Annotated in this window: 22 protein-coding genes; 15 read left to right on the top strand and 7 right to left on the bottom strand. The window is 57.9% G+C overall.

Annotated elements, in window-relative coordinates; translation table 11 throughout:
- The first annotated feature begins 28 nt into the window (after positions 1-28).
- The 3 genes from WG219_03945 (at position 29) to WG219_03935 (ending at position 3,961) form a co-directional block, all read left to right on the top strand.
- On the top strand, positions 29-1,570 hold the full coding sequence (locus WG219_03945) for an alkaline phosphatase D family protein (protein ID WXL26640.1): 1,542 nt from the start codon (positions 29-31) through the stop codon (positions 1,568-1,570).
- Positions 1,571-1,934: 364 nt separating this feature from the next.
- Positions 1,935-2,633: a DNA-3-methyladenine glycosylase gene (locus WG219_03940; protein ID WXL26639.1), complete on the top strand. Its 699-nt coding sequence runs from the start codon at positions 1,935-1,937 to the stop codon at positions 2,631-2,633.
- Positions 2,634-2,644: 11 nt separating this feature from the next.
- Positions 2,645-3,961 (top strand): bifunctional DedA family/phosphatase PAP2 family protein, encoded by a 1,317-nt coding sequence (locus WG219_03935; GenBank protein ID WXL26638.1) that lies wholly within the window; start codon positions 2,645-2,647, stop codon positions 3,959-3,961.
- Positions 3,962-4,112: 151 nt separating this feature from the next.
- Here WG219_03935 and WG219_03930 read toward each other — a convergent pair whose 3' ends face one another.
- From WG219_03930 to WG219_03920, 3 genes are read right to left on the bottom strand one after another with little or no spacing between them, the layout of a single operon-like run.
- Entirely contained in the window at positions 4,113-4,697 is a 585-nt protein-coding gene (locus WG219_03930; GenBank protein WXL26637.1) for an LON peptidase substrate-binding domain-containing protein, read from the bottom strand.
- 12 nt (positions 4,698-4,709) lie between these two features.
- Entirely contained in the window at positions 4,710-5,417 is a 708-nt protein-coding gene (locus WG219_03925) for an LrgB family protein (protein WXL27932.1), read from the bottom strand.
- A gap of 2 nt (positions 5,418-5,419) precedes the next feature.
- A complete protein-coding gene (locus WG219_03920; protein WXL26636.1) occupies positions 5,420-5,779 on the bottom strand; it encodes a CidA/LrgA family protein in 360 nt (119 codons plus the stop codon).
- A gap of 212 nt (positions 5,780-5,991) precedes the next feature.
- Here WG219_03920 and WG219_03915 point away from each other — a divergent pair, with 212 nt between their 5' ends.
- The 6 genes from WG219_03915 to WG219_03890 all read left to right on the top strand — a co-directional run bounded on the left by WG219_03915 (position 5,992) and on the right by WG219_03890 (position 10,873).
- On the top strand, positions 5,992-6,447 hold the full coding sequence (locus WG219_03915) for a MaoC family dehydratase (GenBank protein WXL26635.1): 456 nt from the start codon (positions 5,992-5,994) through the stop codon (positions 6,445-6,447).
- A gap of 160 nt (positions 6,448-6,607) precedes the next feature.
- Entirely contained in the window at positions 6,608-8,320 is a 1,713-nt protein-coding gene (locus WG219_03910; GenBank protein ID WXL26634.1) for a C13 family peptidase, read from the top strand.
- A 50-nt stretch (positions 8,321-8,370) separates the two neighbouring features.
- The gene (locus tag WG219_03905) at positions 8,371-9,012 is read left to right on the top strand and encodes an oxidoreductase (protein WXL26633.1); all 642 of its coding nucleotides are present in this window, start codon (positions 8,371-8,373) and stop codon (positions 9,010-9,012) included.
- Positions 9,013-9,030: 18 nt separating this feature from the next.
- Positions 9,031-9,375 (top strand): DUF5629 family protein, encoded by a 345-nt coding sequence (locus tag WG219_03900; GenBank protein ID WXL26632.1) that lies wholly within the window; start codon positions 9,031-9,033, stop codon positions 9,373-9,375.
- 78 nt (positions 9,376-9,453) lie between these two features.
- A complete protein-coding gene (locus tag WG219_03895; GenBank protein ID WXL26631.1) occupies positions 9,454-10,230 on the top strand; it encodes a hypothetical protein in 777 nt (258 codons plus the stop codon).
- Positions 10,231-10,255: 25 nt separating this feature from the next.
- Positions 10,256-10,873: a class I SAM-dependent methyltransferase gene (locus WG219_03890; GenBank protein ID WXL26630.1), complete on the top strand. Its 618-nt coding sequence runs from the start codon at positions 10,256-10,258 to the stop codon at positions 10,871-10,873.
- A 6-nt stretch (positions 10,874-10,879) separates the two neighbouring features.
- Here WG219_03890 and WG219_03885 read toward each other — a convergent pair whose 3' ends face one another.
- The 3 genes from WG219_03885 to mpl are packed head-to-tail and all read right to left on the bottom strand — an operon-like array spanning position 10,880 to position 13,166.
- The gene (locus WG219_03885; GenBank protein ID WXL26629.1) at positions 10,880-11,179 is read right to left on the bottom strand and encodes a YceK/YidQ family lipoprotein; all 300 of its coding nucleotides are present in this window, start codon (positions 11,177-11,179) and stop codon (positions 10,880-10,882) included.
- The gene (gene ubiX / locus WG219_03880) at positions 11,172-11,804 is read right to left on the bottom strand and encodes a flavin prenyltransferase UbiX (protein ID WXL26628.1); all 633 of its coding nucleotides are present in this window, start codon (positions 11,802-11,804) and stop codon (positions 11,172-11,174) included. Before ubiX ends, WG219_03885 begins: the two co-directional genes overlap by 8 nt.
- A gap of 12 nt (positions 11,805-11,816) precedes the next feature.
- Complete coding sequence (gene mpl / locus WG219_03875; protein ID WXL26627.1) at positions 11,817-13,166, bottom strand: UDP-N-acetylmuramate:L-alanyl-gamma-D-glutamyl-meso-diaminopimelate ligase; 1,350 nt, start codon at positions 13,164-13,166, stop codon at positions 11,817-11,819.
- Positions 13,167-13,502: 336 nt separating this feature from the next.
- Between mpl and eat the strand changes: the two genes are divergently transcribed.
- Genes eat through eutC form a run of 3 tightly spaced genes read left to right on the top strand, consistent with a single transcriptional unit; the run spans position 13,503 to position 17,216 of the window.
- On the top strand, positions 13,503-14,951 hold the full coding sequence (gene eat / locus WG219_03870) for an ethanolamine permease (GenBank protein WXL26626.1): 1,449 nt from the start codon (positions 13,503-13,505) through the stop codon (positions 14,949-14,951).
- A 51-nt stretch (positions 14,952-15,002) separates the two neighbouring features.
- The gene (locus WG219_03865) at positions 15,003-16,397 is read left to right on the top strand and encodes an ethanolamine ammonia-lyase subunit EutB (protein ID WXL26625.1); all 1,395 of its coding nucleotides are present in this window, start codon (positions 15,003-15,005) and stop codon (positions 16,395-16,397) included.
- 9 nt (positions 16,398-16,406) lie between these two features.
- Positions 16,407-17,216 (top strand): ethanolamine ammonia-lyase subunit EutC, encoded by an 810-nt coding sequence (eutC, locus tag WG219_03860; protein WXL26624.1) that lies wholly within the window; start codon positions 16,407-16,409, stop codon positions 17,214-17,216.
- A 41-nt stretch (positions 17,217-17,257) separates the two neighbouring features.
- Here eutC and WG219_03855 read toward each other — a convergent pair whose 3' ends face one another.
- Positions 17,258-18,190: a LysR family transcriptional regulator gene (locus tag WG219_03855; protein ID WXL26623.1), complete on the bottom strand. Its 933-nt coding sequence runs from the start codon at positions 18,188-18,190 to the stop codon at positions 17,258-17,260.
- 92 nt (positions 18,191-18,282) lie between these two features.
- On the opposite strand from WG219_03855, the gene WG219_03850 reads away from it, so the two are divergent.
- From WG219_03850 to WG219_03840, 3 genes are read left to right on the top strand one after another with little or no spacing between them, the layout of a single operon-like run.
- On the top strand, positions 18,283-18,837 hold the full coding sequence (locus WG219_03850) for a DMT family transporter (protein WXL26622.1): 555 nt from the start codon (positions 18,283-18,285) through the stop codon (positions 18,835-18,837).
- Entirely contained in the window at positions 18,834-19,928 is a 1,095-nt protein-coding gene (locus tag WG219_03845) for an efflux RND transporter periplasmic adaptor subunit (GenBank protein WXL26621.1), read from the top strand. Before WG219_03850 ends, WG219_03845 begins: the two co-directional genes overlap by 4 nt.
- The gene (locus WG219_03840) at positions 19,925-22,996 is read left to right on the top strand and encodes a MexW/MexI family multidrug efflux RND transporter permease subunit (GenBank protein ID WXL26620.1); all 3,072 of its coding nucleotides are present in this window, start codon (positions 19,925-19,927) and stop codon (positions 22,994-22,996) included. The genes WG219_03845 and WG219_03840 overlap by 4 nt, the downstream gene beginning before the upstream one ends.
- Positions 22,997-23,037 lie beyond the last annotated feature (41 nt).

Raw genomic sequence — 23,037 nt, 5'->3', positions numbered from 1 at the left:
ACGGTGCCGCCAATTACAGGACGTAACCATGAGCAACGTTATTCTGGGGAGACGCCACCTACTACAACTTACCGGGGCAGGCTTAATGCTGCCCGGGATAGCCCCGGCAGTCATACTCTCCGATAAAGAGCGACCGCGAATCACCGACGGTGTGCAATCCGGCGACATTTTGGCCGACCGGGCCATCATATGGAGCCGTTGTGACCGACCTGCCTTCATGGTGGTGGAGTGGGATACCCGCAGCCAGTTCGGCAACCCACGCCGGGTTACCTCAGCCCTGGCAACCGCCGAAAGCGACTTTACCGCACGGGTTGAACTGACAGGTCTACCTGCTGACCAGTCCATTTTCTATCGCGTTAGCTTCACTGATGCCCGCAGCGGTGCCAGTAGCGAACCTTGGTTTGGCCACTTACGCAGCGCTCCTACCCAACCCCGTGACATTCGCTTTGTCTGGAGTGGCGATACTGTTGGCCAGGGCTTCGGCATCAATCCAGACGTAGGTGGCATGCGAATTTACGACGCCATGCGCCGGCGCCTGCCCGACTTCTTTATCCACAGTGGTGACACCATCTACGCAGACGGCCCCGTTCCCGCGCAAATTACCGTGGAAGACGGACGCACCTGGCGCAACATCACCACCGAAGCCAAAAGCAAAGTCGCCGAAACACTGGACGACTACCGCGGCAATTACCGTTACAACCTGCTGGACGAAAACCTGCGCCGCTTTAACGCTGAAGTCCCGCAGATCTGGCAGTGGGACGACCACGAAATCGTCAACAACTGGTCCGACAGCAAAGAGCTGGATGAGCGTTATACCGAAAAAAACATCCGCACTCTGGTCAACCGGGGCCGCCAAGCCTGGCTCGAATACGCACCCATGCGCCTTGCCAGTGCCGATGGCGAAAACCGGATTTACCGCAAGATCAGCTACGGACCACTTCTGGATGTGTTCGTACTGGACATGCGCAGCTACCGCAGCCCGAACGACGACAACCTCGGCGAACTAAAGCCGTTCCTCGGACGCGAGCAGTTGGACTGGCTGAAAATGGGCCTGAAAAACTCTAAAGCTCAGTGGAAGGTAGTGGCCGCTGATATGCCCATCGGGCTGAACGTGCCGGACGGTGAAGTCAGTCCCGGCGTACCACGGTGGGAAGCCATCGCCAACGGCGATTCCGGCAAGCCTCAGGGCCGAGAGGTGGAGATTGCCGAACTGCTTACCTTCCTGCGTGACAACAAGGTGCGCAACCATGTCTGGATCACCGCCGACGTGCACTACTGCGCGACCCACTATTACGACCCGAACAAAGCCGCATTTCAGGACTTCGAACCCTTCTGGGAGTTTGTCGCAGGCCCGTTGAACGCAGGGAGCTTCGGCCCCAACGAGCTTGATGGCACCTTCGGCCCGCAACTGATCTTCCAGAAAGCACCACCCGCAGCGAATACCTCACCGTTTGCCGGTTTCCAATTTTTTGGCGAGGTGAATATCCAGGCACAGAGCGGCGAACTCACGGTTACCCTGCGGGATCTTGATGGGGTATCGGTATACGAGAAAACCCTAAAACCTGCCTGATTCTCCTTACGTAACTGACTCAACCATGCGCAGCAGGCCGCTCTGATTACCCTGCTGCGCAGCCGGGTCGAACACCTGATCAGCATTGAAATCACACTTGCAGTAATGGCTTGCTTGTCGCAGAAATGCAGCAGGTGAGCGGCCCGGATGAGGCACCAGTCCCCAACAACACTCTATATGCAAAACGGCCGAAGGGCGTGACAAGAGCAGGATCGGACAGGTTGTGTCGATATCAGCTATAACCGGCAAAGCGCGCCCTAGGGCTGATGCGCGCGCTGTTCGCCCGGGCTCGCCTGGACATGGGTCAGGGCCTTATTATGGTCATCCTCAGAGCCTAATCTCCGCGCTACGAGCAGCCCACCCAATGCCCGCTAAACCTAACCTTAGTTTGCCCTGGCCAAATAACCGTGCGCTGCCGGATGCGTTCTTCAATCGCGATGCCTGTCTGGTTGCCCGCGAGCTTCTCGGCAAAGTGATCCGCCACAAGCAGGGCGATCTCTGGCTCAGCGCACGCATCATTGAGACCGAGGCCTATTACTTAGAAGACAAGGGCAGCCATGCCTCCCTAGGCTTTACCCATAAACGCCGGGCGCTGTTTATGGATGGCGGACACATTTATATGTATTACGCCCGCGGTGGCGACTCCCTGAACTTCAGTGCGCAAGGGCCTGGTAATGCTGTGCTGATCAAGTCCGCGTTTCCTTTTCAGGATGAGCACAGTGGCGCAGCAAGCTTGGCACTGATGCAAGCCAACAACCCAGACGCACAGGGTCGTCCAAGAGCGTTAGAAAAACTCTGTAACGGTCAAACATTGCTCTGTAAAGCGCTAGGCTTAAAAGTGCCGCAGTGGGATGCCCAGCGCTTTGATCCGGAGAAACTATTTGTCGAGGATGTCGGTCAATACCCGACCCTCATTGTGCAGTGTCCACGCCTGGGAATTCCCCATGGCCGGGATGAACACCTGCCTTACCGATTTGTAGATGCACAGTACGCACAGTTCTGTACACGCAACCCGCTGCGACGTGGACAGGTGGCTGGCAAGGACTATCACTTACTAACCTGAAGGTGCCGCAAATGAGCCAATGGCTCGATAATCTGACTCAGTGGCTTGGAGCCAATCCGGAGTGGCTAGGTCTGGCCATATTCCTGATCGCCTGTGTGGAATGCCTGGCGATTGCTGGGATTATCGTCCCCGGCACCATCCTTATGTTTGCAGTCGCGGTTCTGGCTGGTAACGGTGCGCTGGGCCTGTGGGAAACACTGCTGCTGGCCTATCTTGGCGGCCTGCTGGGCGACGCGCTCTCATATGCCATTGGCCACTATTTTCACCAAGACATCCGGCGCCTGCCCATTTTGCGTAACCACCCACAGTGGCTGACCTCTGCTGAGGTTTATTTCAACCGTTACGGGGTCGCCAGCCTGTTAGTCGGCCGCTATATCGGCCCCCTTCGGCCTATGCTGCCGATGGTGGCAGGCATGCTTAACATGCCCTTGCCGCGTTTTATCGTCGTGAGCCTGATTGCAGCGGCCGGATGGGCGATTGCCTACATGCTGCCGGGCTGGGCCACTGGTGCAGCTCTGCGCCTGCCCCTGCCAGAAGGCTTCTGGCTACAGGCCGGTGCTGTAGCGGCAGGCGTAGCAGTAGTGGTGGGCCTGAGCATACAGGGCAGCATGCGCGCTCAACGCCATGCCAGCTTGCTGTCGGCAATCGCAAGCCTGGCTCTGTTGGTTGCCCTGATGAGCACCTGGCCGTTACTCAGCCATCTTGACCAAGGCCTCATGGCAGTCGTTCAAGAGCAGCGGACTGAGTCCCTCGATAAGCTCATGGTTTTGATCACCCGCTTAGGCGATTTCCACACCCAGCTTACTGCGGCTGTGTTGCTGAGTTTGATGCTGCTGATTGCCCGCAAATGGCGCGCCCTTGCCTTAGCGGCCGGCGCAACCCTTGGAACAGCGTTGGCCAATGGCCTGTTGAAACACCTGTTCAGCCGTGCCCGGCCTGATGTCCTGCTGGAGCCTCTTTCCAGTTATAGCTTTCCCAGCGGACACAGCTCTGCCGCATTTGCGTTCTTTTTGGTCATAGGGATTTTGGCCGGACGCGCGCAACCACCGCGCATGCGTCTTACTTGGTTGCTGCTGGCCTGCATTCCTGCCGGAGCGATTGCTATATCGCGGGTTTATCTGGGCGTTCACTGGCCAACCGATATCATTGCTGGCGCAATGCTGGCTGGCTGCATCTGTGCGCTCACACTGGCCATTGTGCAATGGCGCACACCAATGCAGGCACTGCCAGCAAAAGTCTGGTGGCTGATTCTCCCAGCGGTGCTGGCCTTGCTGGGCGGAATCAGCACCTGGGAGTATTCGTCTGGACTGATGCTGTACCGCTACTAGTGCTGTTCTAAAAGCTTCCAAGCGCAGATCAGCTGGTGTCAAAAACGGTGAGGAACGAACTCGACCCGCCCTCGAATTTACGAGTGAAGAAGAACGTTCTTCACCATTTTTAACGAGCCATGATCCAGTGCAAGCATTTCTAGTGCGGAGACTAAGCCCCCTCCTGCATCTGTTGCACAACCTCTTGTAGCAGGTGCAAGCGCTGGTCGGCCTGATCCATTTCCAGCAATTGCACCTTATGCGGCAACTCCAGTGGCAACAGGTAGGCAAGCTGATTCGCCAGGGCGGACTGCCCACTTAAATCACGATCCATTCCCAGCGACTTCACCATCGGGTGTGCCGTCAGTGCTCGCAGGAGGGCGACCAAATCTTCGTGCTCCAGCCCCAACGGCTGCTCAGGCAATTCATCCAGCCACTGAACCTCGGCAACCGTCAGCTGATCCGGCAACACCTGCGCTTTCTCAACACGGAAGCGGCGGCCGCCCTCTACGCGAATCCCCAGCAGGCCATTGGGTAACTGCTCGAAGTCACGGATCAGCGCTTCGCAGCCAATTGCAGAAAACTGTGACGCAGCCTCGCCCACCTCACGCCCCTGCAAAATACACACAACACCAAAACTTTCACCTTGGCGCATACAACGGCTGATCATGTCCAAGTAGCGTTTTTCAAACAGCTGCAAGTCCAAGATACAGCCGGGAAACAACAAGGTATTAAGCGGAAACAGTGGCAGTATCACGTAGCCTCCTCATCACCACAGCAGGATCGCCAACGGCATCAGCACAGCCGTCATCACACCCATCAAACTCATGGCCAGTGCCGCAAAGGCGCCGCACTCCTCCCCCTCTTGCAAAGCCCGTGACGTACCCACCGCGTGGGCGGTAATACCCAGCGACAGGCCAATTGCAGCCGGATGCGTCACACCAAAACGCTTGAGCAGGGAGGGCCCGACGATGGCCCCAAGAATACCGGTCAACATCACAAACACCGCTGCCAATGCGGCAATCCCGCCGATCTCCTCCGCCACCAACATGGCAATGGGTGAGGTCACCGACTTAGGCGCCATGCTCATCAGTAACGTGGTATCCATGCCAAACAGCAGCCCCAGGCCGATCCCCAGCAACGTGGCAAAAAAGCCACCAACCAGTAGGGTAATCACCACCGGCCAAAACAGCTGACGAATCCGCCGCAAATTCAAGTACAGAGGTACCGCCAGCACCACAGTAGCCGGGCCTAGGAACAACGTGAGAGCCGAGGCACTGCCCCTGTACTCGTCAAAGGTCAGCCCACAAGCCAGCAGAACCCCAATGATGACCAGCGTCGACACCAGCACCGGTTGCAGGAACACCAAGCGGGTTTTCTCGTAGGCGGCTAAAGCCAACTGAAACGCCCCCAAAGTGATCCCGGCGCCAAACAGTGGATGATGGATGACCGCATCCCATGCGGCCTGCCACTCCAGGCTCATACGTCCTCCTTGCGCTGTTGGCGGTTAATCAACTTTTGCATCAGCCATCCGACAAACACCAGAGACACCACCAGCGACAAGCCCAGAGCACCGACCAATGGCCAGAACCCTCTGGCGATAGGCTCGGCATAGGCCATTACCCCGACAGCCGGTGGCACTAGCAATAGTGGTAGGTATTTCAGCAGGCTATTGGAAGCTTGCTGCAAGGGTTCAGAGACCTCGCCCCGGAACAATAGAAAAGCAAAGAGCAGCACCATACCCAGGATTGGACCGGGCAACATCGGCAGCAGCAAGACATTCAGCGCTGTACCAAGTAATTGGCACAACACCAGCCAAGTAAGGCCGCGTAACAGCATGATGAGGTATCTCCGATTCTTATGATTGACGCCATAAGTCGGCGCATTATAGGCCTATCCCCCCCGCAAAGGCCCGATTTGAGGGACTTCATTGGTCGTAAGTCGAAGGTTTTGCCCAAACGGCAAGACCCTTGACCCTGCTTGCACAGCATGGTGATCTAGCCGCTTCAGGATTTGACGATAAACAAAAAAGACGTCTTCAAGGAGAAACCATGAAATCAGTGCCCACCGCTGAACTCGCCAGCTACGTTGGTAAAGAACTGGGGCGTTCCGACTGGTTAATCATTGACCAAGAGCGCATCAACCAGTTTGCCGAATGCACCGGCGACCACCAGTTCATCCACGTTGATCCAGAAAAGGCCAAACTCACCCCGTTTGGCAGCACCATCGCTCACGGTTTTCTCTCCCTGTCCCTCGTCCCGAAACTGATGGAAGACATCATGATCGTTCCGCAGGGGCTCAAAATGGCCGTCAACTACGGCCTGGACAGCGTACGGTTTATCCAACCGGTCAAGGTCAATTCAAAAGTTCGTCTTGGCCTCACCCTGACCGACGTGACTGAAAAGAGCCCAGGTCAGTGGCTGCTAAAAGCCAAAGCCGTCCTTGAAATTGAAGGCTCGGAAAAGCCCGCCTACATCGCTGAGCCACTTACCCTCTGCTTCGTATAACCCTGTCGAATTCGCGACTGAAGTCGCTCCTACAGATGATATAGAACGGCTGTAGGAGTGGTTTCAGCCACGAATGCCCTCCGCTCCCACTTTGATCTATACCCCAACCGGGAAATCCTTAAGGCATACTTACCCTCGCACTTCTCATCGGACGACGACCATGCGTTTTTTTGCCCCCCTGGCCCCGCTAACCTTTGCCGTTCTGCTGACTGCCTGTGGCGATGGAGAACCCCTGCTGCCGCCTGATGCCGTACTGCCGGATGGCGGACGCTACCGTGGCGAGGTGGTCGATGGGCTGTTACAAGGCAAAGGGCGGATCGACTACAAGGACGGCAGCTACTTTACCGGTACCTTTAAGGACGGCCAGTTCAACGGCAACGGCGAATGGCACAAAAACAACGGTGAAACGTACTTAGGCGAATTCAAGGATGGCCTGCCCCATGGCACAGGCCTGATGACCTATGCCGATGGCAGCACCTATCAGGGCAGTTTCTTCGAAGGTGACGCCCACGGTGAAGGCCATCTCAAAACTAAGCACAGCGAATACCGTGGTGAATTCCGCCGAGGGCGTTATCAGGGGCTAGGCAAGCTGCAATGGAAGAGTGGTGAGAGCTTCCAGGGCCAGTTCAAAAATGATGAGCCCGATGGCCAGGGCATCCTGACCGACGCAGACGGCAACCAATACATCGGCACATTCAAGAATGCTCAACTTAATGGCTTGGGCAGCTACAAAGGGCAGGACGGCACCCTGTACAGCGGTGAATTCCGCAATCACCAGTTCAATGGCAAAGGACGTTTCCAGAGTGCCGATGGGCAAGTCTGGAGCGGCCAGTTCAGCGAAGGCAGTTTTACCGGCAAAGGTGAATTCATTGGCGTGGACGGAGAGCGCTACCAAGGCCAATTCAGAAACTGGCGTTATCACGGTGAAGGCAAACTGAACCTGGCTGACGGCAGCCAGTACGAAGGTCACTTCTTCTACGGCCGCTATCAGGGCCAAGGCACCTTGACCCTGGCAGACGGCACGCAGGAAAGTGGCACTTGGCTGCGGGGCCGTCGCGTAAACGACGCCCAAGGCAACGCGCTACCCGACCCGCTGGAAGTCGGCTTGCTCGAACAAGGCCGCCTACTGGATAAAGAAATCGCCGCCTTGCCCGCCTCCACTGAGGCCATCGAACTCTACGCACTGACCCTGGCTGGTGACGGCAAACAGAGCGTGTTTATGCGTGAGGCGGATTACGTCGGCAAACTCTTAGAAGACCGTTTTTCAGCCCATGGCCTGATCAGCCTAACCAACCATCGTGACCACCTCGCCGACCGCCCACTGGCCACCGCCGCCAGTCTGGGCCGTAGCCTGCAAGCACTGGCCGAACGCAGCGGGCCCGAAGATGTGATCTTTATCTACCTCACCAGCCACGGCTCCGCCGAGCACGAACTGAACCTCGACCAGCCGCGCCTGCAACTCAACGACTTGCCGGCGAGCCAGCTGGCAGACCTGCTCAAACCATTGAAAGACCGCTACAAAGTGCTGGTGATATCAGCCTGTTATTCCGGTGGCTTTATCCCTGTGGTGAAAGACGATAAGACCCTGGTGATGACCGCAGCCCGCGCCGACCGAGTGTCATTCGGCTGCTCGGAAGAAAACGACTTCACCTATTTCGGCCGCGCCCTGTTTGCCGAAGCGCTGCAAGAGACCGATGACCTGCAACGCGCCTTTGATCTTGCCAAAGCCCGTGTAGCCGAACGTGAACAGGCTGATGACTTCGAACCTTCCGAGCCACAAATCTGGCCGGCCAAGGCGGTCATCGCACAATGGAACAAACTGCGCGAGCATCAGGCTGAACAAGCACTAGGCGAAGCGGAAACTCAGCAGTAGCCCTATGCTCAAAGATAAGACAGTTAAGTGCCCGACGGAGTAAGCGAGCCATGTACCTGACGCCCCAGCACATTCTAATTGCCGGAGCCAGCGGGCTGACCGGCGAGTACCTGCTCGACCGCCTGCTCAACGAACCCACTATCACCAAGGTCGTAGCCCCCAGCCGCCGCCCACTGGCACCCCACCCTCACCTGCACAACCCCACCGGCGAGCTGCTGCACGTACTGCCACAACTCAGCGGCCCGGTAGAGGTCGCCTTTTGCTGCCTGGGCACGACCATCAAACAAGCGGGCTCACAAGAAGCCTTTCGCGCGGTGGATTACGACTTGGTCGTAGCCTTTGCACAGCGTGCACGGGAGCTGGGCGCCCGGCACCTGATCGTGATCAGCGCACTCGGCGCCAACAGCACCTCCAGCGTGTTCTACAACCGCGTAAAAGGAGAGGTCGAACAGGCACTGCAAGCCCAAGGCTGGCCACAACTGACCATCGTCCGTCCGTCTCTGTTGATCGGCCCCCGTCGCGAGTATCGTCTTGGCGAACGCTTGCTGGCCCCGTTGTCCCGGCTGCTGCCCGGCAAATACCGGGGAATCAGCGCTGGCGTCCTGGCCCGCGCCATGTGGCGCCTGGCCTTGGAAGAAGGCAATGGCACCCGCATTATCGAATCAGACCAACTGCGCCGTCTCGGCCGCTAACAGAAGTAAAGACACGTTATGACCACAACCACCCTGCTCGACGCCCTGCTCAACACCGACATGCTGGAAATTGACGAGCTGCATGCCTGGCAATTTGATCTGGACGAAGAACAGCTGCAACAACACGCGGCAGGCTCATCCAGCACCAGCGAAACACCGCTGCTGAGTATCGAATGCATGGACGGGCGCAACCTGCGCAAATGGAAGTTCAGCCTGGCGCAAGTGCTCGCCGCTCAATACGACGCCGACAGTGATAGCTGGCTGATAGCAGGTGCTGATGCCCAGCACCGGATCAAATGCTTCGAAGCGTTCAGCGGCGACAACAACGACCAGCCAGACGACGAAGACGCTGGCGAGAGCTAATAAAAAACTGTCAGATCAACAAGAGCTGAGTGAAATCAGCACAGCCCTTCGAACAATAAAAAAATGCCAGGAGTCAGCATGAATCAGCGCGGATACCTGTACCTAAGCTTGATGGTCGCAGTTGGTATTCTCAGCTTTAGCCTACCTTCCGAAACAGCAATGTTTCCGTTGCTGATTGTCTGGCCTGTCGGGCTCGGCTACTTCATTTACTACATTTTCCATAAAGACCTGCACCACGGAATTTTCAAAGCCTTACTACTGTCATTCGCCATACTGGCACTGGCTTTTATCCCTGTTGTGGGCTGGCTCATCCTGCTCGGTTTTGTTATCTACAACCTCAAACGGACTCTGGGCAGCCTGAAAAACCTCTGGCCTGACTTGAAGCTCAGCCTGATCTTTTATGGCGTATTTCTGTGCAGGACCATTCTGGAGATTGAGGTTGATGACCTAGCCCCCTTCGCCGCGCTAGCCACAATCTATCTGCTTGCTGCCGTAATTTACTGCCGCAAACTACAAGTGCTCCCCTACCGCGAGGGGCTACTAAAACTCAGCCTGATGTGGTTGGCACTGCCGTTCATTGTCTTGCTGATCATTTCCATTTTTTCAGCTCTGGGCAACCTGTTCAAAACAGTGACCGGTACCGTCACCCGCACTATCCTCACGCCGCAAACCGTATCGGCACACATGCGCGGAGGCGTGGAGATTGCAGCCTACACGCGCAACATCAGCTCAACCGTCACCCAAATCACCACCAGCACAGCACCAAACACAGCAGTCATTGGCGCAAGCGTGGTTGCCAGTGGTGTGACCGGAGAAGTCGCAGAGTCTGCTCAGAAAAAGAGCGACCACGCCTGACCATGCCATAACACGGAGCCAGCCCATGGGCCTGTACGACCGTTACGTTCTACCGTATTTGATCGACTATGCCTGCGGTGTTGGCACCGTGATGAAAGCCCGCTCGCAGATCGTGCCCCAGGCCCATGGCCGGGTACTGGAGATCGGCATCGGCAGCGGGCTTAACCTGAGCTTTTACGACCCGGCAAAAGTCGATGTGATTGTCGGTGTCGATCCCAATGCGGCCATGCAACAGCGCGCTAAAGAACGCGTTGCAGCGATCAGTATTCCGGTGGAGATGATTGCTCTGGAGCTGGGGCAGATTCAGGCCGAAGATGCCTCGTTCGACAGCATTGTCTGCACCTTCACCCTCTGCACCATTCCCGATGCCGTCGCCGCCCTTAAAGAGATGCGCAGGGTGCTCAAACCCGGTGGCCGCTTGCTGTTCTGCGAACACGGCAAGTCGCCTGAGCTGCCGATATTGCGCTGGCAGAATCGGCTGACGCCAGTCTGGAAGCCGCTTGCTGGCGGTTGCCATTTGAACCGGGATATCAGCGCATTACTGGAAGCTGGCGGTTTCCGGATTGGGGAACTGCACAACCGCTATATCAAAGGCCCTAAGCCAATGGCCTATATCTACCAAGGCTGGGCAGAAGTGGCATAAAGAGCCTCAGAGCCCGCCACTGACACTCAAACCAATGCCCAACTCTGTCGCCAGTGAAAGCGGCAGCAACAGCGTATCCAACAAGGCGCTACCGGGCAGATCCAGCGCCGGATATTTAGGTGCTTCAGCACCAAACTTATCCACCGCGCAGCAACCGCCCTGCATGGCATACAGATCGAGCCGCGTACCGGCATAAATCACCGGCGCGTCGACCTTAGCCGCGTCCAGCGTGCGCACGGTGGCGCAGCCGCTGACACTGCTCAGCATCGCCAGCGCCAACCCTACGCCTGCGGCCTGTTTAATCATCGGTTGAGTTCTGATGATGCTCGCCCCAACGCGGCAGCATGTCTTGTGGGATGCCCAGGCAATTGAGAATCCGCGCGACGACAAAGTCGATCAGGTCATCAATGGTCTGTGGCTGGTGATAGAAGCCCGGTGCTGCAGGCAGGATGGTCACACCCATGTTCGACAGCTTGAGCATGTTCTCCAGATGGATGCTGGAGAACGGTGCTTCACGCGGTACCAGAATCAGTTGGCGGCGTTCCTTGATCGCAACATCCGCCGCGCGCTCGATCAGGTTATTGCAGGCGCCGGTGGCAATCGCCGAAAGCGTCCCGGTGCTGCACGGCACCACAACCATAGCCGCCGGGGCGCCAGAGCCTGACGCAACCGGTGCCATCCAGTCTTCCTTGCCGTAAACCCGGATCTGTCCCGGCGCAGCGCCAGTGTACTCACTCAGAAACGCCTGCATGGCCTGCGGCTTATTCGGCAGGCTGACATCCGTTTCGGTAGCCATCACCAGTTGCGCCGCCTTGGAGATCAGGAAGTGCACCTCACGGTCCTCCTGCACCAGACAATCCAGCAGGCGCAGTCCGTATTGCGCGCCGGACGCGCCAGTCATGGCCAATGTGATGCGTTCAGGACCGTTCATGCCGCTACTCCTTTATGCCAACGCCGCCGCCAACTTGCCATGCAAGCCACCAAAGCCGCCATTACTCATCACCACCACTTGCGTGCCCGGCGCAGCCTCGGCTTTGACGCCTGCAATGATGGCCTCCAGCGAATCACACACCTGTGTTTTCACCGGCGAGCTGGCAACCGTGGCAGCCAGGTCCCAACCCAGATTTGGCGGAGCGTACCAGTACACCGAGTCAGCCAGTTTCACCGACTCTGGCAGGCCGTCGCGGTGCGCGCCGAGCTTCATCGAGTTAGATCGCGGCTCAACGATGGCAATCAGTTTGGCACTGCCAATGCGTTTGCGCAGGCCATCCAATGTGGTGGCGATGGCCGTCGGGTGGTGGGCAAAGTCATCGAAGATCGTGATGCCGTTGACCTCGGCGACTTTTTCCATGCGGCGCTTGGCGTTAATAAACAGGCCTAGCGCTTGAATACCCAGCTCCGGCACGACGCCGACGTGACGCGCCGCAGCCAGGACGGCCAAGGCGTTGGCAACGTTGTGCTGGCCGGTCAGTTGCCAGTCCACCACGCCTGCGACCTTGCCTTCGAAGCTGACTTCGAAGCGCGAACCGTCTTCGCTGAGCAGGCGAGCCTGCCACTGGCCGCCTTCGCCGGTGGTCTGAACCGGCGTCCAGCAGCCCATGTCGATCACGCGCTTGAGTGCAGGCTCGGTGGTCGGGTGAATTACCAAGCCTTCGCTTGGAATGGTGCGGACCAAATGGTGGAACTGCCGCTCGATCGCTGGTAGATCAGGGAAGATGTCTGCGTGATCAAACTCAAGGTTGTTCAGAATCGCCGTGCGCGGGTGGTAATGGACAAACTTGCTGCGCTTGTCGAAGAAGGCGCTGTCGTATTCATCCGCCTCCACCACAAAGAACGGCGTATTACCCAAGCGGGCTGAAATGCCGAAATTCTGCGGCACGCCACCAATCAGGAAGCCGGGACTCATGCCTGCATGTTCCAGTACCCAGGCAAGCATGCTGGAGCTACTGGTTTTACCGTGGGTGCCGGCCACCGCCATCACCCAACGGCCTTGCAGGACATGATCCGCCAACCACTGCGGGCCGCTGACATAAGGCAGACCTTTGTTCAGCACGTACTCAACGGCCGGGTTGCCACGGGACATAGCATTGCCGATCACCACCAGATCAGGCGCGGGTTCCAGCTGCGCGGGGTCGTAGCCCTGAGTCAGCTCAATGCCCTGCGCCTCAAGCTGCGTGCTCATCGGCGGGTAGACGTTTGCGTCGGAGCCCGTCACACGGTGGCCCAACTCCTTGGCCAGCACCGCCAGCGAACCCATAAAGGTGCCGCAGATGCCGAGAATATGAATATGCATGGATAACCTCTTGCAGCGTCCAGAGCCCGTTGGACACAGCGCAGTGCGCACTGTTCACGGCCGGGAATGGCCCGATCAAATAGTGGCAGGCAGGTTAGCACAGCGGCGCCCCGGCGAAGAGGGTGCGGTACGTGTGTCCGACTGTCAGAAAGTTTGAACGTTATTTCCAAGTTAATGATCAATCCAAAAGTGCCACGTCATTTGGCACAGCAGTTGCTCCACGTGCATGGGCTTTTGCCGCTTGGTAGGCGGTGATGTCGTAGCCACCTAGATCCCGCAAACGCTTAACGCCAGGTTTCACCTGAGCTGTGACTTGGCGGCTATTGAGGATGTGCCATGACAACAGAACAATTAAAGGCAAACAGCAACACCGCAGGCACCGAATTGGAGCACGTCGATGCCGACTACTTCGCCCACCGACAACTCAAAAAAAGCGCCGCTGGCTGGGTGCTGCTGATTGGGCTGGGCGTGGCGTATGTGATTTCCGGTGACTATGCCGGATGGAACTTTGGCCTGGCACAAGGCGGATGGGGCGGCATGTTTCTCGCCAGCTTGCTGATGGCGCTGATGTACTTGTGTATGTGTTTCTCCCTAGCTGAGCTGTCTTCGATGATCCCCACCGCTGGCGGCGGTTACGGCTTTGCCCGCAGCGCCTTCGGCCCACTCGGAGGCTTCCTCACGGGCACTGCGATCCTCATTGAATACGCCATCGCCCCAGCGGCGATTGCCGTGTTTATCGGCGCTTACTGCGAATCACTATTTGGCGTGGGCGGCTGGGTGGTCTACCTGACCTTCTACATCGTGTTTATCGGCATCCATATCCTGGGCGTCGGTGAAGCGCTGAAGCTGATGTTTATCATCACCGCCGTGGCCGCCCTCGCGCTTGCCGTATTTCTGCTGGGCATGCTGCCGCACTTTTCCCTGAGCAACCTGTTTGATATCGCCCCAACCAACGCCCCCGGCGCCAGCAGCTTCCTGCCGTTTGGCTATGTCGGCATTTGGGCAGCCATTCCTTATGCCATCTGGTTTTTCCTCGCCGTAGAAGGCGTACCGCTGGCCGCTGAAGAAACCCAAAACCCGCAGCGCGACATGCCCCGTGGTTTGATCGGCGCGATGTTGGTGCTGTTGGCCTTTGCCCTGCTGATTCTGCTGATCGGGCCGGGCGGTGCCGGTGCTGAAGCCCTGAAAGCCTCTGGCAATCCGTTGGTGGAAGCGCTGACCATTGCCTACGGCGAATCCACTTGGATGAGCGGCTTCGTCAACCTGATCGGCCTGGCCGGGTTGATCGCCAGTTTCTTCTCGATCATCTATGCCTACTCGCGGCAGATTTTCGCCCTGTCCCGCGCGGGCTATCTACCGCGCTCGTTGTCTATCACCAATAAAAACAAAGTACCGGTACTGGCGCTGGTGGTCCCAGGCCTGATCGGCTTTGCTCTGTCGCTGACCGGCCAGGGTGACCTGCTGATTCTGGTGGCCGTGTTTGGCGCGACGATCTCTTATGTGCTGATGATGGCCTCGCACATTACCCTGCGTGTACGTCGCCCGGACCTGCCTCGCCCTTACCGTACCCCTGGCGGGATCGTGACCTCCGGCATTGCCCTGCTGCTGGCCTGTGTGGCGGTGGTTGCCGGTTTTCTGGTTGACCCTCGGGTGGTCATTGGCGCGGTGATTATCTACGCTGTGCTGATCGCCTACTTTGCCTTTTACAGCCGTCACCATTTGGTGGCAGGCACGCCAGAGGAAGAATTCACGGCCATCAGCGAAGCCGAGGCAACCCTGAAGTGATGCAGTGAGCCGGGCATGAATTGCCATGCCCGGCCAGCAAGGAGAATAAGGATGTCCAGTTTCCAGCACAGCATCGGCGGTAACGCTTACCGGTTTGACAGCCTGCGTGAGCTGATGAACAAAGCCAGCCCGGCCCGCTCCGGGGATTATCTGGCCGGTGTGGCAGCGAGCACAGCAGGCGAGCGGGTGGCCGCGCAAATGGCGCTGGCAGAGGTGCCGCTCAAGCAGTTTCTGACTGAAGCGCTGATCCCGTACGAAAGCGATGAAGTGACCCGGCTGATTATCGACAGCCACGACGCTGCCGCCTTTGCCCCGGTCAGCCACCTGACGGTGGGCGACTTCCGCAACTGGCTGCTCAGCGATGCCGCCAACGAAGACAGCCTGCGCGCACTCGCCCCCGGCCTGACGCCTGAAATGGCCGCTGCGGTGTCGAAGATCATGCGCGTGCAGGACTTGGTGCTGGTGGCGCAAAAGATTCGTGTGGTCAGCCGCTTCCGCAACACCGTTGGCCTACGCGGGCGCATGTCCACCCGCTTGCAACCCAATCACCCGACTGACGATCCCTCCGGCATCGCCGCCAGCATTCTCGACGGCCTGCTCTACGGCAACGGCGACGCGGTAATCGGCATCAACCCGGCCACCGACAGCATCGGCTCCATCAGCGAGATGCTGAAGATGCTCGACGCTATCATCCAGCGCTATGAAATCCCCACCCAATCCTGCGTGCTGACCCACGTCACCAGCTCCATTGAGGCGATCAACCGCGGCGTGCCGCTGGACTTGGTGTTTCAGTCGATTGCAGGCACTGAAGCAGCCAACGCCAGTTTTGGGATCAACCTGCAAATTCTGCAGGAAGGCTACGAAGCCGGGCTGTCGCTCAAGCGCGGCACCGTCGGCAGCAACCTGATGTATTTCGAAACCGGCCAAGGCAGCGCCCTTTCCGCCAACGCCCACCACGGACTCGACCAGCAAACCTGCGAGGCCCGCGCCTATGCCGTTGCGCGCCATTACAAACCGTTTTTGGTGAACACCGTGGTGGGTTTTATCGGCCCGGAGTACCTCTACAACGGCAAACAGATCATTCGCGCCGGTCTGGAAGATCACTTCTGCGGCAAGCTGCTGGGCCTGCCGATGGGCTGTGACATTTGCTACACCAACCACGCCGAAGCGGATCAGGATGATATGGACGTGCTGCTGAGCCTGCTCGGCATGGCCGGAATCAACTTCATCATGGGCATTCCCGGCTCCGATGACGTGATGCTCAACTACCAGACCACTTCATTCCACGATGCGCTCTACGTGCGCCAAACCCTAGGCCTCCAAGCCGCGCCGGAATTCGAAAGCTGGTTACAGCGCATGGGCATATTCAACCGTGACGGCAAGCACTTGCGCCTGCCTGAACAGCTGCCTGCGGCCTTCCGCCAGGCATTGGCGCAACTGAGTTAGGAGACAGGTATGACGGATAAAACCAACAGCTCTGCCATCGCCAATCCGTGGCAACAGCTGCGCGAACTGACACCTGCCCGTATCGCTCTGGGCCGTGCCGGGACCAGCCTGCCAACTCAGCCGCTCCTGGAGTTCCAGTACGCCCACGCCCAGGCGCGGGATGCCGTGCACCTGCCATTTGATCACGCCCAACTCAGCGCTGAACTGGCAAAGCAACAGCTGCAAACCCTGCTGCTGCACAGCGCAGCAAAAGACCGCGATACGTATCTGCAACGCCCCGATCTCGGACGCAAACTGGATGAGGATTCCGCCGCATTGCTGGATCAGCATCGCAACGAGCAAAGCTGCGGATACGATCTGGCGATTGTGGTGGCCGATGGGCTTTCCGCCTTGGCAGTTCATCACCATGCCCGGCCAATGATCGAACGCATTAGCGATATCGCCACACAAGAAAGCTGGAGCCTCGCCCCCATTGCGCTCGTGCAACAAGGTCGTGTCGCCGTGGCCGATGAAGTGGCTGAACGCTTAGGGGCACGCATGGTGGTGATCCTGATCGGCGAGCGGCCTGGTCTCAGCTCACCGGACAGCCTTGGTCTGTACTTCACCTATGCACCAAAAGTTGGCCGTACCGATGCTGACCGCAACTGCATCTCCAATATCCGTCTGGAAGGTCTCAGCTACAACATGGCCAGCCACCGCTTGTTGTACTTGATGCGTGAAGCCAGCAAGCGACAGCTCTCAGGCGTCAGTCTGAAGGACGAAGCAGACGTTCCGGTGCTCAACGAGGGAAAAAACGGCCAGAGCTTTTTGCTTGGCTGAGGCAGCGAGTTCAAGAGTTTTGTACTGCCGATTAGCGAGGGCTACACCACAGGCTGAGTCTTCCCCTTCGGTATTTGGCAAATTTCCACAACCCGCTCACGAAGCCAATGCTGAGCGACGTCACCGTCTCGCCGCTGATGCCAGATCAGTTGAAAATCAAACGCACTAATTTCAACCGGTGGCTTGAAACACTTAAAGCGAGCGTCTCCTCTTATCGACTGCAGATTGCGCTCAGCGACCGTCAAAATCAGATCGGTACCGGCAATCAACTCATTGGCCACACTCCAATGTGGCAACTGCACAGCAATGCGTCGCTGCAAACCTGCCTGGGCCAAGGCCCGCTCAATCTCGTTTTCCGCAGCGGAGCGCGTGGCTACCAAAATGTGTGGCCTGGCCAGCCAATCTTTCAAGCTGAGCGCTGATCGGCGCGGCACTGTCGCTGCATCCGCCACACACACGAAGCGTTCCTCAAAAAGCGTCTGTGTACGCAAACGACCACTCAGCCTGCCAGGGAACACGCCGAGCGCCATATCTACCTCGCCATCCGTTACATCAGCCAGCATGGCTTCGCGGCTGCCATGAGTAATGACCAGATCAATCCCTGGCGCGTCTTGACGCAACCTCCGGATCAACTGGGGTAACACCACCCTCGCGCCGAAATCCGACATAGCCAGACGTAAAGTGCGTTTTGAATCCAAGGGATCGAACGGAGGTGTACCAAGCACTTCCCCAAGATGCCCCAGGGCGATATTCAATGCGGGTAACAGCTCGGTAGCCCGAGGCGTCAGCTCCAAGCCGCCATCCCTCCGAATCAACAGGGGGTCATTGAACTGCCGACGTAGGTTGGCCAACGCATGACTGATCGCAGGTTGGCTTTTGTGCAGGCGTAACGCAGCACGGGAGATGTGTTTTTCCTCCAGCAAGGCCTGCAAAGTGACCAGCAGGTTAAGGTCGACGTTGCGCAAATTATTCATTGAATGAATACCAATACTGAAAAATACGAATTTCCATTCAGATAACACATACAAAAGACTAGTTCCGAATAGGCAACGTCGGAGCAACTTTTATGGGCAGCTCACTTTCAAGCACTGCGCTCATACTTGGAGGCGCAGCACTGGTTGCAGGCGCACTGGTGCCATTCCAAGCCGGCAGCAACGCAGCACTGGGTCGTGCGCTTGGCCACCCACTGTGGGCCACTCTGGTGTCGTTGCTGATCAGTTTGCTGGTGTTATTACCGGTTCTGCTTAGCTTGCGAGTCCCTGCCCCGCTGGTTGGGCAAGCCGGGCAATTACCGCTGTGGGGCTGGCTGGGCGGAGTAGCAGGTGTGATCTATATCAGCGCTGCGCTGTTACTAACACCGCGACTCGGTGCGACGGGTTTTATCGTCTGCGTCATTGCCGGGCAAATGCTGGCTTCGCTGTTGATTGATCACTTCGGCTTGATGGGCCTGCCGCTTAAAGAAATCAACCTCGGGCGTGTAGGCGGCGTGTTGTTAATTCTGATCGGCATGCTCGTGGTGCAGTGGAGCTCTCAACCCAGCACCACCGACCGCCCTCAGGCTAACAGCACAACGCATCAAGCTGAGCTATCGGGGAGCCGCGATCAGAGGTCTGCACAATGAACAAGGGGCTCGTTATTGGCGTGCTTGGCATTGCCGTATTGGCAGGGGTAGTCCTTACCTACGAGGCCAATCAGGAGAGCCCCCAGCAGGTCGCTCAGCCCAAGGTGCAAGTGGCCTTAGCCACCACTCAAAACAGCGTTCTGCCGCACTACTACAGCAGCGTGGGCACGCTTGAGGCGAGCCAGCAAGTCATCGTCACAGCAGAGCTAGGCGGGCGAATTGCCCAGCTGCATTTCGATTCCGGGCAGGCAGTAAAAAAAGGTCAGCTATTGGTGACGCTCAATACCGAGACCGAGCTAGCCCAACAGGCCCGTCTAACAGCCGTACTGCGCAACGCGGAACAACGCCTTAAGCGCATCCGCCAGCTACTCCCCAGTGGCGCTGCGAGCCGTGAACAGGGCGATCAGGCTGTGGCCGACCGGGATGCGGCAGCCGCTGAATTAAAACAAGTCAGCGCCGTGATCGCACAGAAAACAATCCGCGCGCCCTTTGCTGGGCAAGCCGGTATTCGTCAAGTGAATCTGGGCCAATACCTCTATCCCGGCGCCCCTATTACCAGCCTCAGTGATAATCAGCACCTGCGCGTGAACTTTTCGCTGGATGAAAGCACCAGCGCCGAGTTAAGCAAGGCGCAGCAGGTCGAACTGCAGGTTCGCGCCCTGCCCGGCCAACAGTTCAAGGCCCGCATCATCAGCATCGACCCCATCCTTGATGAAAACCGTCAGACCCGCTTGCAAGCCACTCTTGAAGATCAGCATCCAACTTTACGCTCTGGCATGTTTGCTGAGGTCCGCGTGCGCCGCCCACAACAACAGCCCAGCCTCAACGTTCCACGCACAGCCGTTACGGCAACGGCCTACGGCAAAGTGGTGTTTGTCGCCCGCGACGCTGGCGAGGGTTTGCACGTACAGCGTGTACTGGTGACAACTGGCAACAGTTATGCCGACAGTATTGAGATCACTCAGGGCCTAAAACCCGGTGATCAAGTAGTGGTTTCCGGGCAAATCAAACTCAGCGATGGCACCCCAATTGAGGCAGTATCAAGCAATGCCCTGGAGCCAACGCAAGCTGCAATTGAGCTCCAGCCATGACCTTTACTGATCTGTTTATCCGCCGCCCGGTTCTGTCGCTGGTGGTTAACGCCCTGCTTCTGTTGCTAGGTCTGCTCGCGCTGGATCGCCTGCCCATCCGCCAGTACCCGCAACTGGAAAACGCCACCATCACTGTCACCACCGAATACCCCGGTGCGCCTGCTGATTTGATTCAGGGGTTTATCAGCCAACCCATTGCCCAGTCGCTGGCCTCGGTCGAGGGTGTGGATTACATGAGCAGCAGCTCCGTGCTGGGCTTGAGCACCATCAATGTACGCCTGCGTCTGGGGCAAGACTCCAACGTCGCCCTGAGCGAGGTCATGGCCAAGGTTAATCAGGTGCGTTACCGCCTGCCGGAGCAGGCTTACGACCCGGTTATCGAACGCTCCAGTGGCGACACCACTGCCGTCGCTTATGTCGGTTTCTCCAGCGCAGACCTGCCGGTTTCTGCGTTGACCGATTATTTATCCCGGGCCATTGAACCATCGCTGTCATCCATTGAGGGGGTCGCCAAGATTCAGGTCTTCGGCGGCCAGCGGCAGGCCATGCGCCTGTGGCTCGACCCTGATCGCCTTGCCGCCCGCGGCCTGACCGCCGAACAAGTCGCACAAGCGATTCAGGCGGAAAACTACCAGGCAGCGCCCGGTAAAATTAAGGGCCAATATCAGATCGCGAATATCCGTATCGACACGGATCTGACCAGCGTCGAACAGTTCCGCGAGATGGTGATCCACAGCGACGCAAACGGTCTGGTTCGGGTTAAAGATGTAGGTAACGTGGAGCTGGGCTCAGCCACCACGGAAACCAGTGCGCTGATGGATGGTGAACCCGCCGTGCACATCGGCCTGTTTGCAGCACCACGGGGTAATCCGCTGGTGATTGTCGAAGGCATCAAGCAGCGCCTTGATGACATCCGTAAAAACCTGCCACCAGGGGTTAAGGTCGAGCTGGCATTCGAAACCGCTCGTTTTATTCAGGCATCTATCGACGAGGTGGTAAAAACCCTGATCGAAGCCATGGTGATTGTGGTGCTGGTCATCTACTTCTGCCTCGGCTCATTTCGTACCGTGCTTATCCCGCTGGTGACGATTCCGCTGTCGATGCTTGGCGCTGCCAGCCTGATGCTCGCCTTTGGCTTCAGCGTCAATCTGCTCACCCTGTTAGCCATGGTGTTGGCCATCGGGCTGGTGGTGGACGATGCCATCGTCGTGGTGGAAAACACCCACCGGCATATCAGCGAAGGAAAATCACCGGTGATCGCAGCCCTGCTCGGTGCCCGCGAGGTGACCGGACCGGTCATCGCCATGACCCTGACCTTAGCGGCGGTCTATGCACCGATTGGCTTTATGAGCGGCCTGACTGGCGCATTATTTCGCGAATTCGCACTAAGCCTGGCGGGAGCCGTGATCATCTCCGGCATTGTCGCTCTGACCCTGTCGCCGGTTATGTCATCCCTGATACTGAATCACGATGACGACAGCTATGTGGCCCGCCAAGCCAACCGTTTTTTTGACTGGCTGGCGCACCATTACGCCCGCCTGCTGGAGCACACGCTCAACCAACGCCTGCTGATCTGCTTACTGGCCCTAGCGGTGTTTATCAGCTTGCCGTGGCTGTATCAAAAGACACAACGTGAACTCGCCCCAGTGGAGGATCAGGCCAGCATTCTCACCGCCATCAAGGCGCCTCAGTACGCCAACTTGGAGTACAGCGAGCGCTTCTCCTTGAAACTCGATGAGGTGTTTCAGACGCTGCCGGAGACCACCAGCCGCTGGATCATCAACGGCACCGACGGCCCAGCCAACAGTTTTGGCGGCATCAACCTGACTGAGTGGAAAGGCCGTGAACGAGACGCCTCCACCATCCAAAACGACCTGCAACAAAAAGTGAATGCTGTCGAAGGCACCAACATCTTCGCCTTCCAACTACCCGCGCTACCCGGTTCCACAGGCGGCATGCCAATACAGCTGGTGCTGCAATCCCCCCTGGACTTCACCAGCCTGTTCGAAGCCATGGAAACCCTCAAGAAAGAGGCTCGGGACAGCGGGCTGTTCGCCGTGGTGGACAGCGACCTGGAATTCAATACGCCCCTGGTGAAGATTTCAGTCGACCGCGACAAAGCCAATCTGCTGGGCATCAGCATGCAGTCGATTGCCGAGTCGTTGGCAGTACTGGTGGGTGAAAACTACGTCAACCGCTTTGGACTACTTGGCCGCTCTTATGACGTTATCCCGCAGAGCATCCGTGAAGCACGCCTGAATGCTGAAAGCCTCAGCGAGCAACGCATCCGTACCCGCAGTGGTGAGCTGGTGCCCCTGTCTGCCGTGGTACGCCTTGAGGAAACCGTCGAACCTAACAAGCTCAACCAATTCAACCAACAGAACTCAGCCACCCTGCAAGCCATCCCCGCACCGGGAGTGTCCATGGGCCAGGCCGTTACAGCGCTGGAACAGGCCATGCAATCGCTGCCACCGGGCTTCAGCCATGATTGGCTGGCCGACTCCCGCCAATACACGCAGGAAGGTAATACGCTGGTGCTGACCTTCCTGTTTGCAATCATCGTTATTTACCTGGTGCTTGCTGCTCAGTTCGAGAGCCTCGTCGATCCGCTGATCATTCTGCTCACCGTTCCTCTGTCAATGTGCGGCGCGTTACTGCCACTGGCCCTGGGCCTGACCACGCTGAATATCTACACACAAATCGGCCTGGTGACCTTGATTGGCCTGATCAGTAAGCACGGCATTTTGATGATCGCCTTTGCCAATGAAACCCAACTTCACGAGCAACTGGATCGGCACGCCGCCATCCTGCATGCCGCTAAAATCCGCCTGCGGCCTATTCTGATGACCACCGCCGCCATGGTCGTCGGCCTCACCCCCCTACTGTTCGCCTCGGGCGCCGGGGCACAGAGTCGACAAGGGCTGAGTCTGGTCATCATTTGCGGCATGCTGATCGGCACGGCCTTTACCCTCTTCGTCCTGCCAACGGTGTACAGCCTGCTGGCCCGTGACCATCGCCACACACACCAATCGGAGCGTGAACGTGAACTGGCCAATTTCACCCAGTAAGCCGATGGTCGCCTTGCCCAGTCTGCAGCCCGCCTTTATGG

This window comes from Pseudomonas mendocina, from assembly GCA_037482215.1.
Classification (GTDB): domain Bacteria; phylum Pseudomonadota; class Gammaproteobacteria; order Pseudomonadales; family Pseudomonadaceae; genus Aquipseudomonas; species Aquipseudomonas mendocina_E.
The sequence above is the reverse complement of the archived record's forward strand: the minus strand, read 5'-3'. Positions and strand labels throughout refer to the sequence as shown.

Bases quoted from the DNA above. Each gene is read 5' to 3' on its own strand.
- WG219_03945 (WXL26640.1), top strand. From the start codon at position 29: ATGAGCAACGTTATTCTGGGGAGACGCCACCTACTACAACTTACCGGG.
- WG219_03940 (WXL26639.1), top strand. From the start codon at position 1,935: ATGCCCGCTAAACCTAACCTTAGTTTGCCCTGGCCAAATAACCGTGCG.
- WG219_03935 (WXL26638.1), top strand. From the start codon at position 2,645: ATGAGCCAATGGCTCGATAATCTGACTCAGTGGCTTGGAGCCAATCCG.
- WG219_03920 (WXL26636.1), bottom strand. From the start codon at position 5,779: ATGCTGTTACGCGGCCTTACTTGGCTGGTGTTGTGCCAATTACTTGGT.
- WG219_03915 (WXL26635.1), top strand. From the start codon at position 5,992: ATGAAATCAGTGCCCACCGCTGAACTCGCCAGCTACGTTGGTAAAGAA.
- WG219_03910 (WXL26634.1), top strand. From the start codon at position 6,608: ATGCGTTTTTTTGCCCCCCTGGCCCCGCTAACCTTTGCCGTTCTGCTG.
- WG219_03905 (WXL26633.1), top strand. From the start codon at position 8,371: ATGTACCTGACGCCCCAGCACATTCTAATTGCCGGAGCCAGCGGGCTG.
- WG219_03900 (WXL26632.1), top strand. From the start codon at position 9,031: ATGACCACAACCACCCTGCTCGACGCCCTGCTCAACACCGACATGCTG.
- WG219_03895 (WXL26631.1), top strand. From the start codon at position 9,454: ATGAATCAGCGCGGATACCTGTACCTAAGCTTGATGGTCGCAGTTGGT.
- WG219_03890 (WXL26630.1), top strand. From the start codon at position 10,256: ATGGGCCTGTACGACCGTTACGTTCTACCGTATTTGATCGACTATGCC.
- WG219_03885 (WXL26629.1), bottom strand. From the start codon at position 11,179: ATGATTAAACAGGCCGCAGGCGTAGGGTTGGCGCTGGCGATGCTGAGC.
- ubiX (WXL26628.1), bottom strand. From the start codon at position 11,804: ATGAACGGTCCTGAACGCATCACATTGGCCATGACTGGCGCGTCCGGC.
- mpl (WXL26627.1), bottom strand. From the start codon at position 13,166: ATGCATATTCATATTCTCGGCATCTGCGGCACCTTTATGGGTTCGCTG.
- eat (WXL26626.1), top strand. From the start codon at position 13,503: ATGACAACAGAACAATTAAAGGCAAACAGCAACACCGCAGGCACCGAA.
- WG219_03865 (WXL26625.1), top strand. From the start codon at position 15,003: ATGTCCAGTTTCCAGCACAGCATCGGCGGTAACGCTTACCGGTTTGAC.
- eutC (WXL26624.1), top strand. From the start codon at position 16,407: ATGACGGATAAAACCAACAGCTCTGCCATCGCCAATCCGTGGCAACAG.
- WG219_03855 (WXL26623.1), bottom strand. From the start codon at position 18,190: ATGAATAATTTGCGCAACGTCGACCTTAACCTGCTGGTCACTTTGCAG.
- WG219_03850 (WXL26622.1), top strand. From the start codon at position 18,283: ATGGGCAGCTCACTTTCAAGCACTGCGCTCATACTTGGAGGCGCAGCA.
- WG219_03845 (WXL26621.1), top strand. From the start codon at position 18,834: ATGAACAAGGGGCTCGTTATTGGCGTGCTTGGCATTGCCGTATTGGCA.
- WG219_03840 (WXL26620.1), top strand. From the start codon at position 19,925: ATGACCTTTACTGATCTGTTTATCCGCCGCCCGGTTCTGTCGCTGGTG.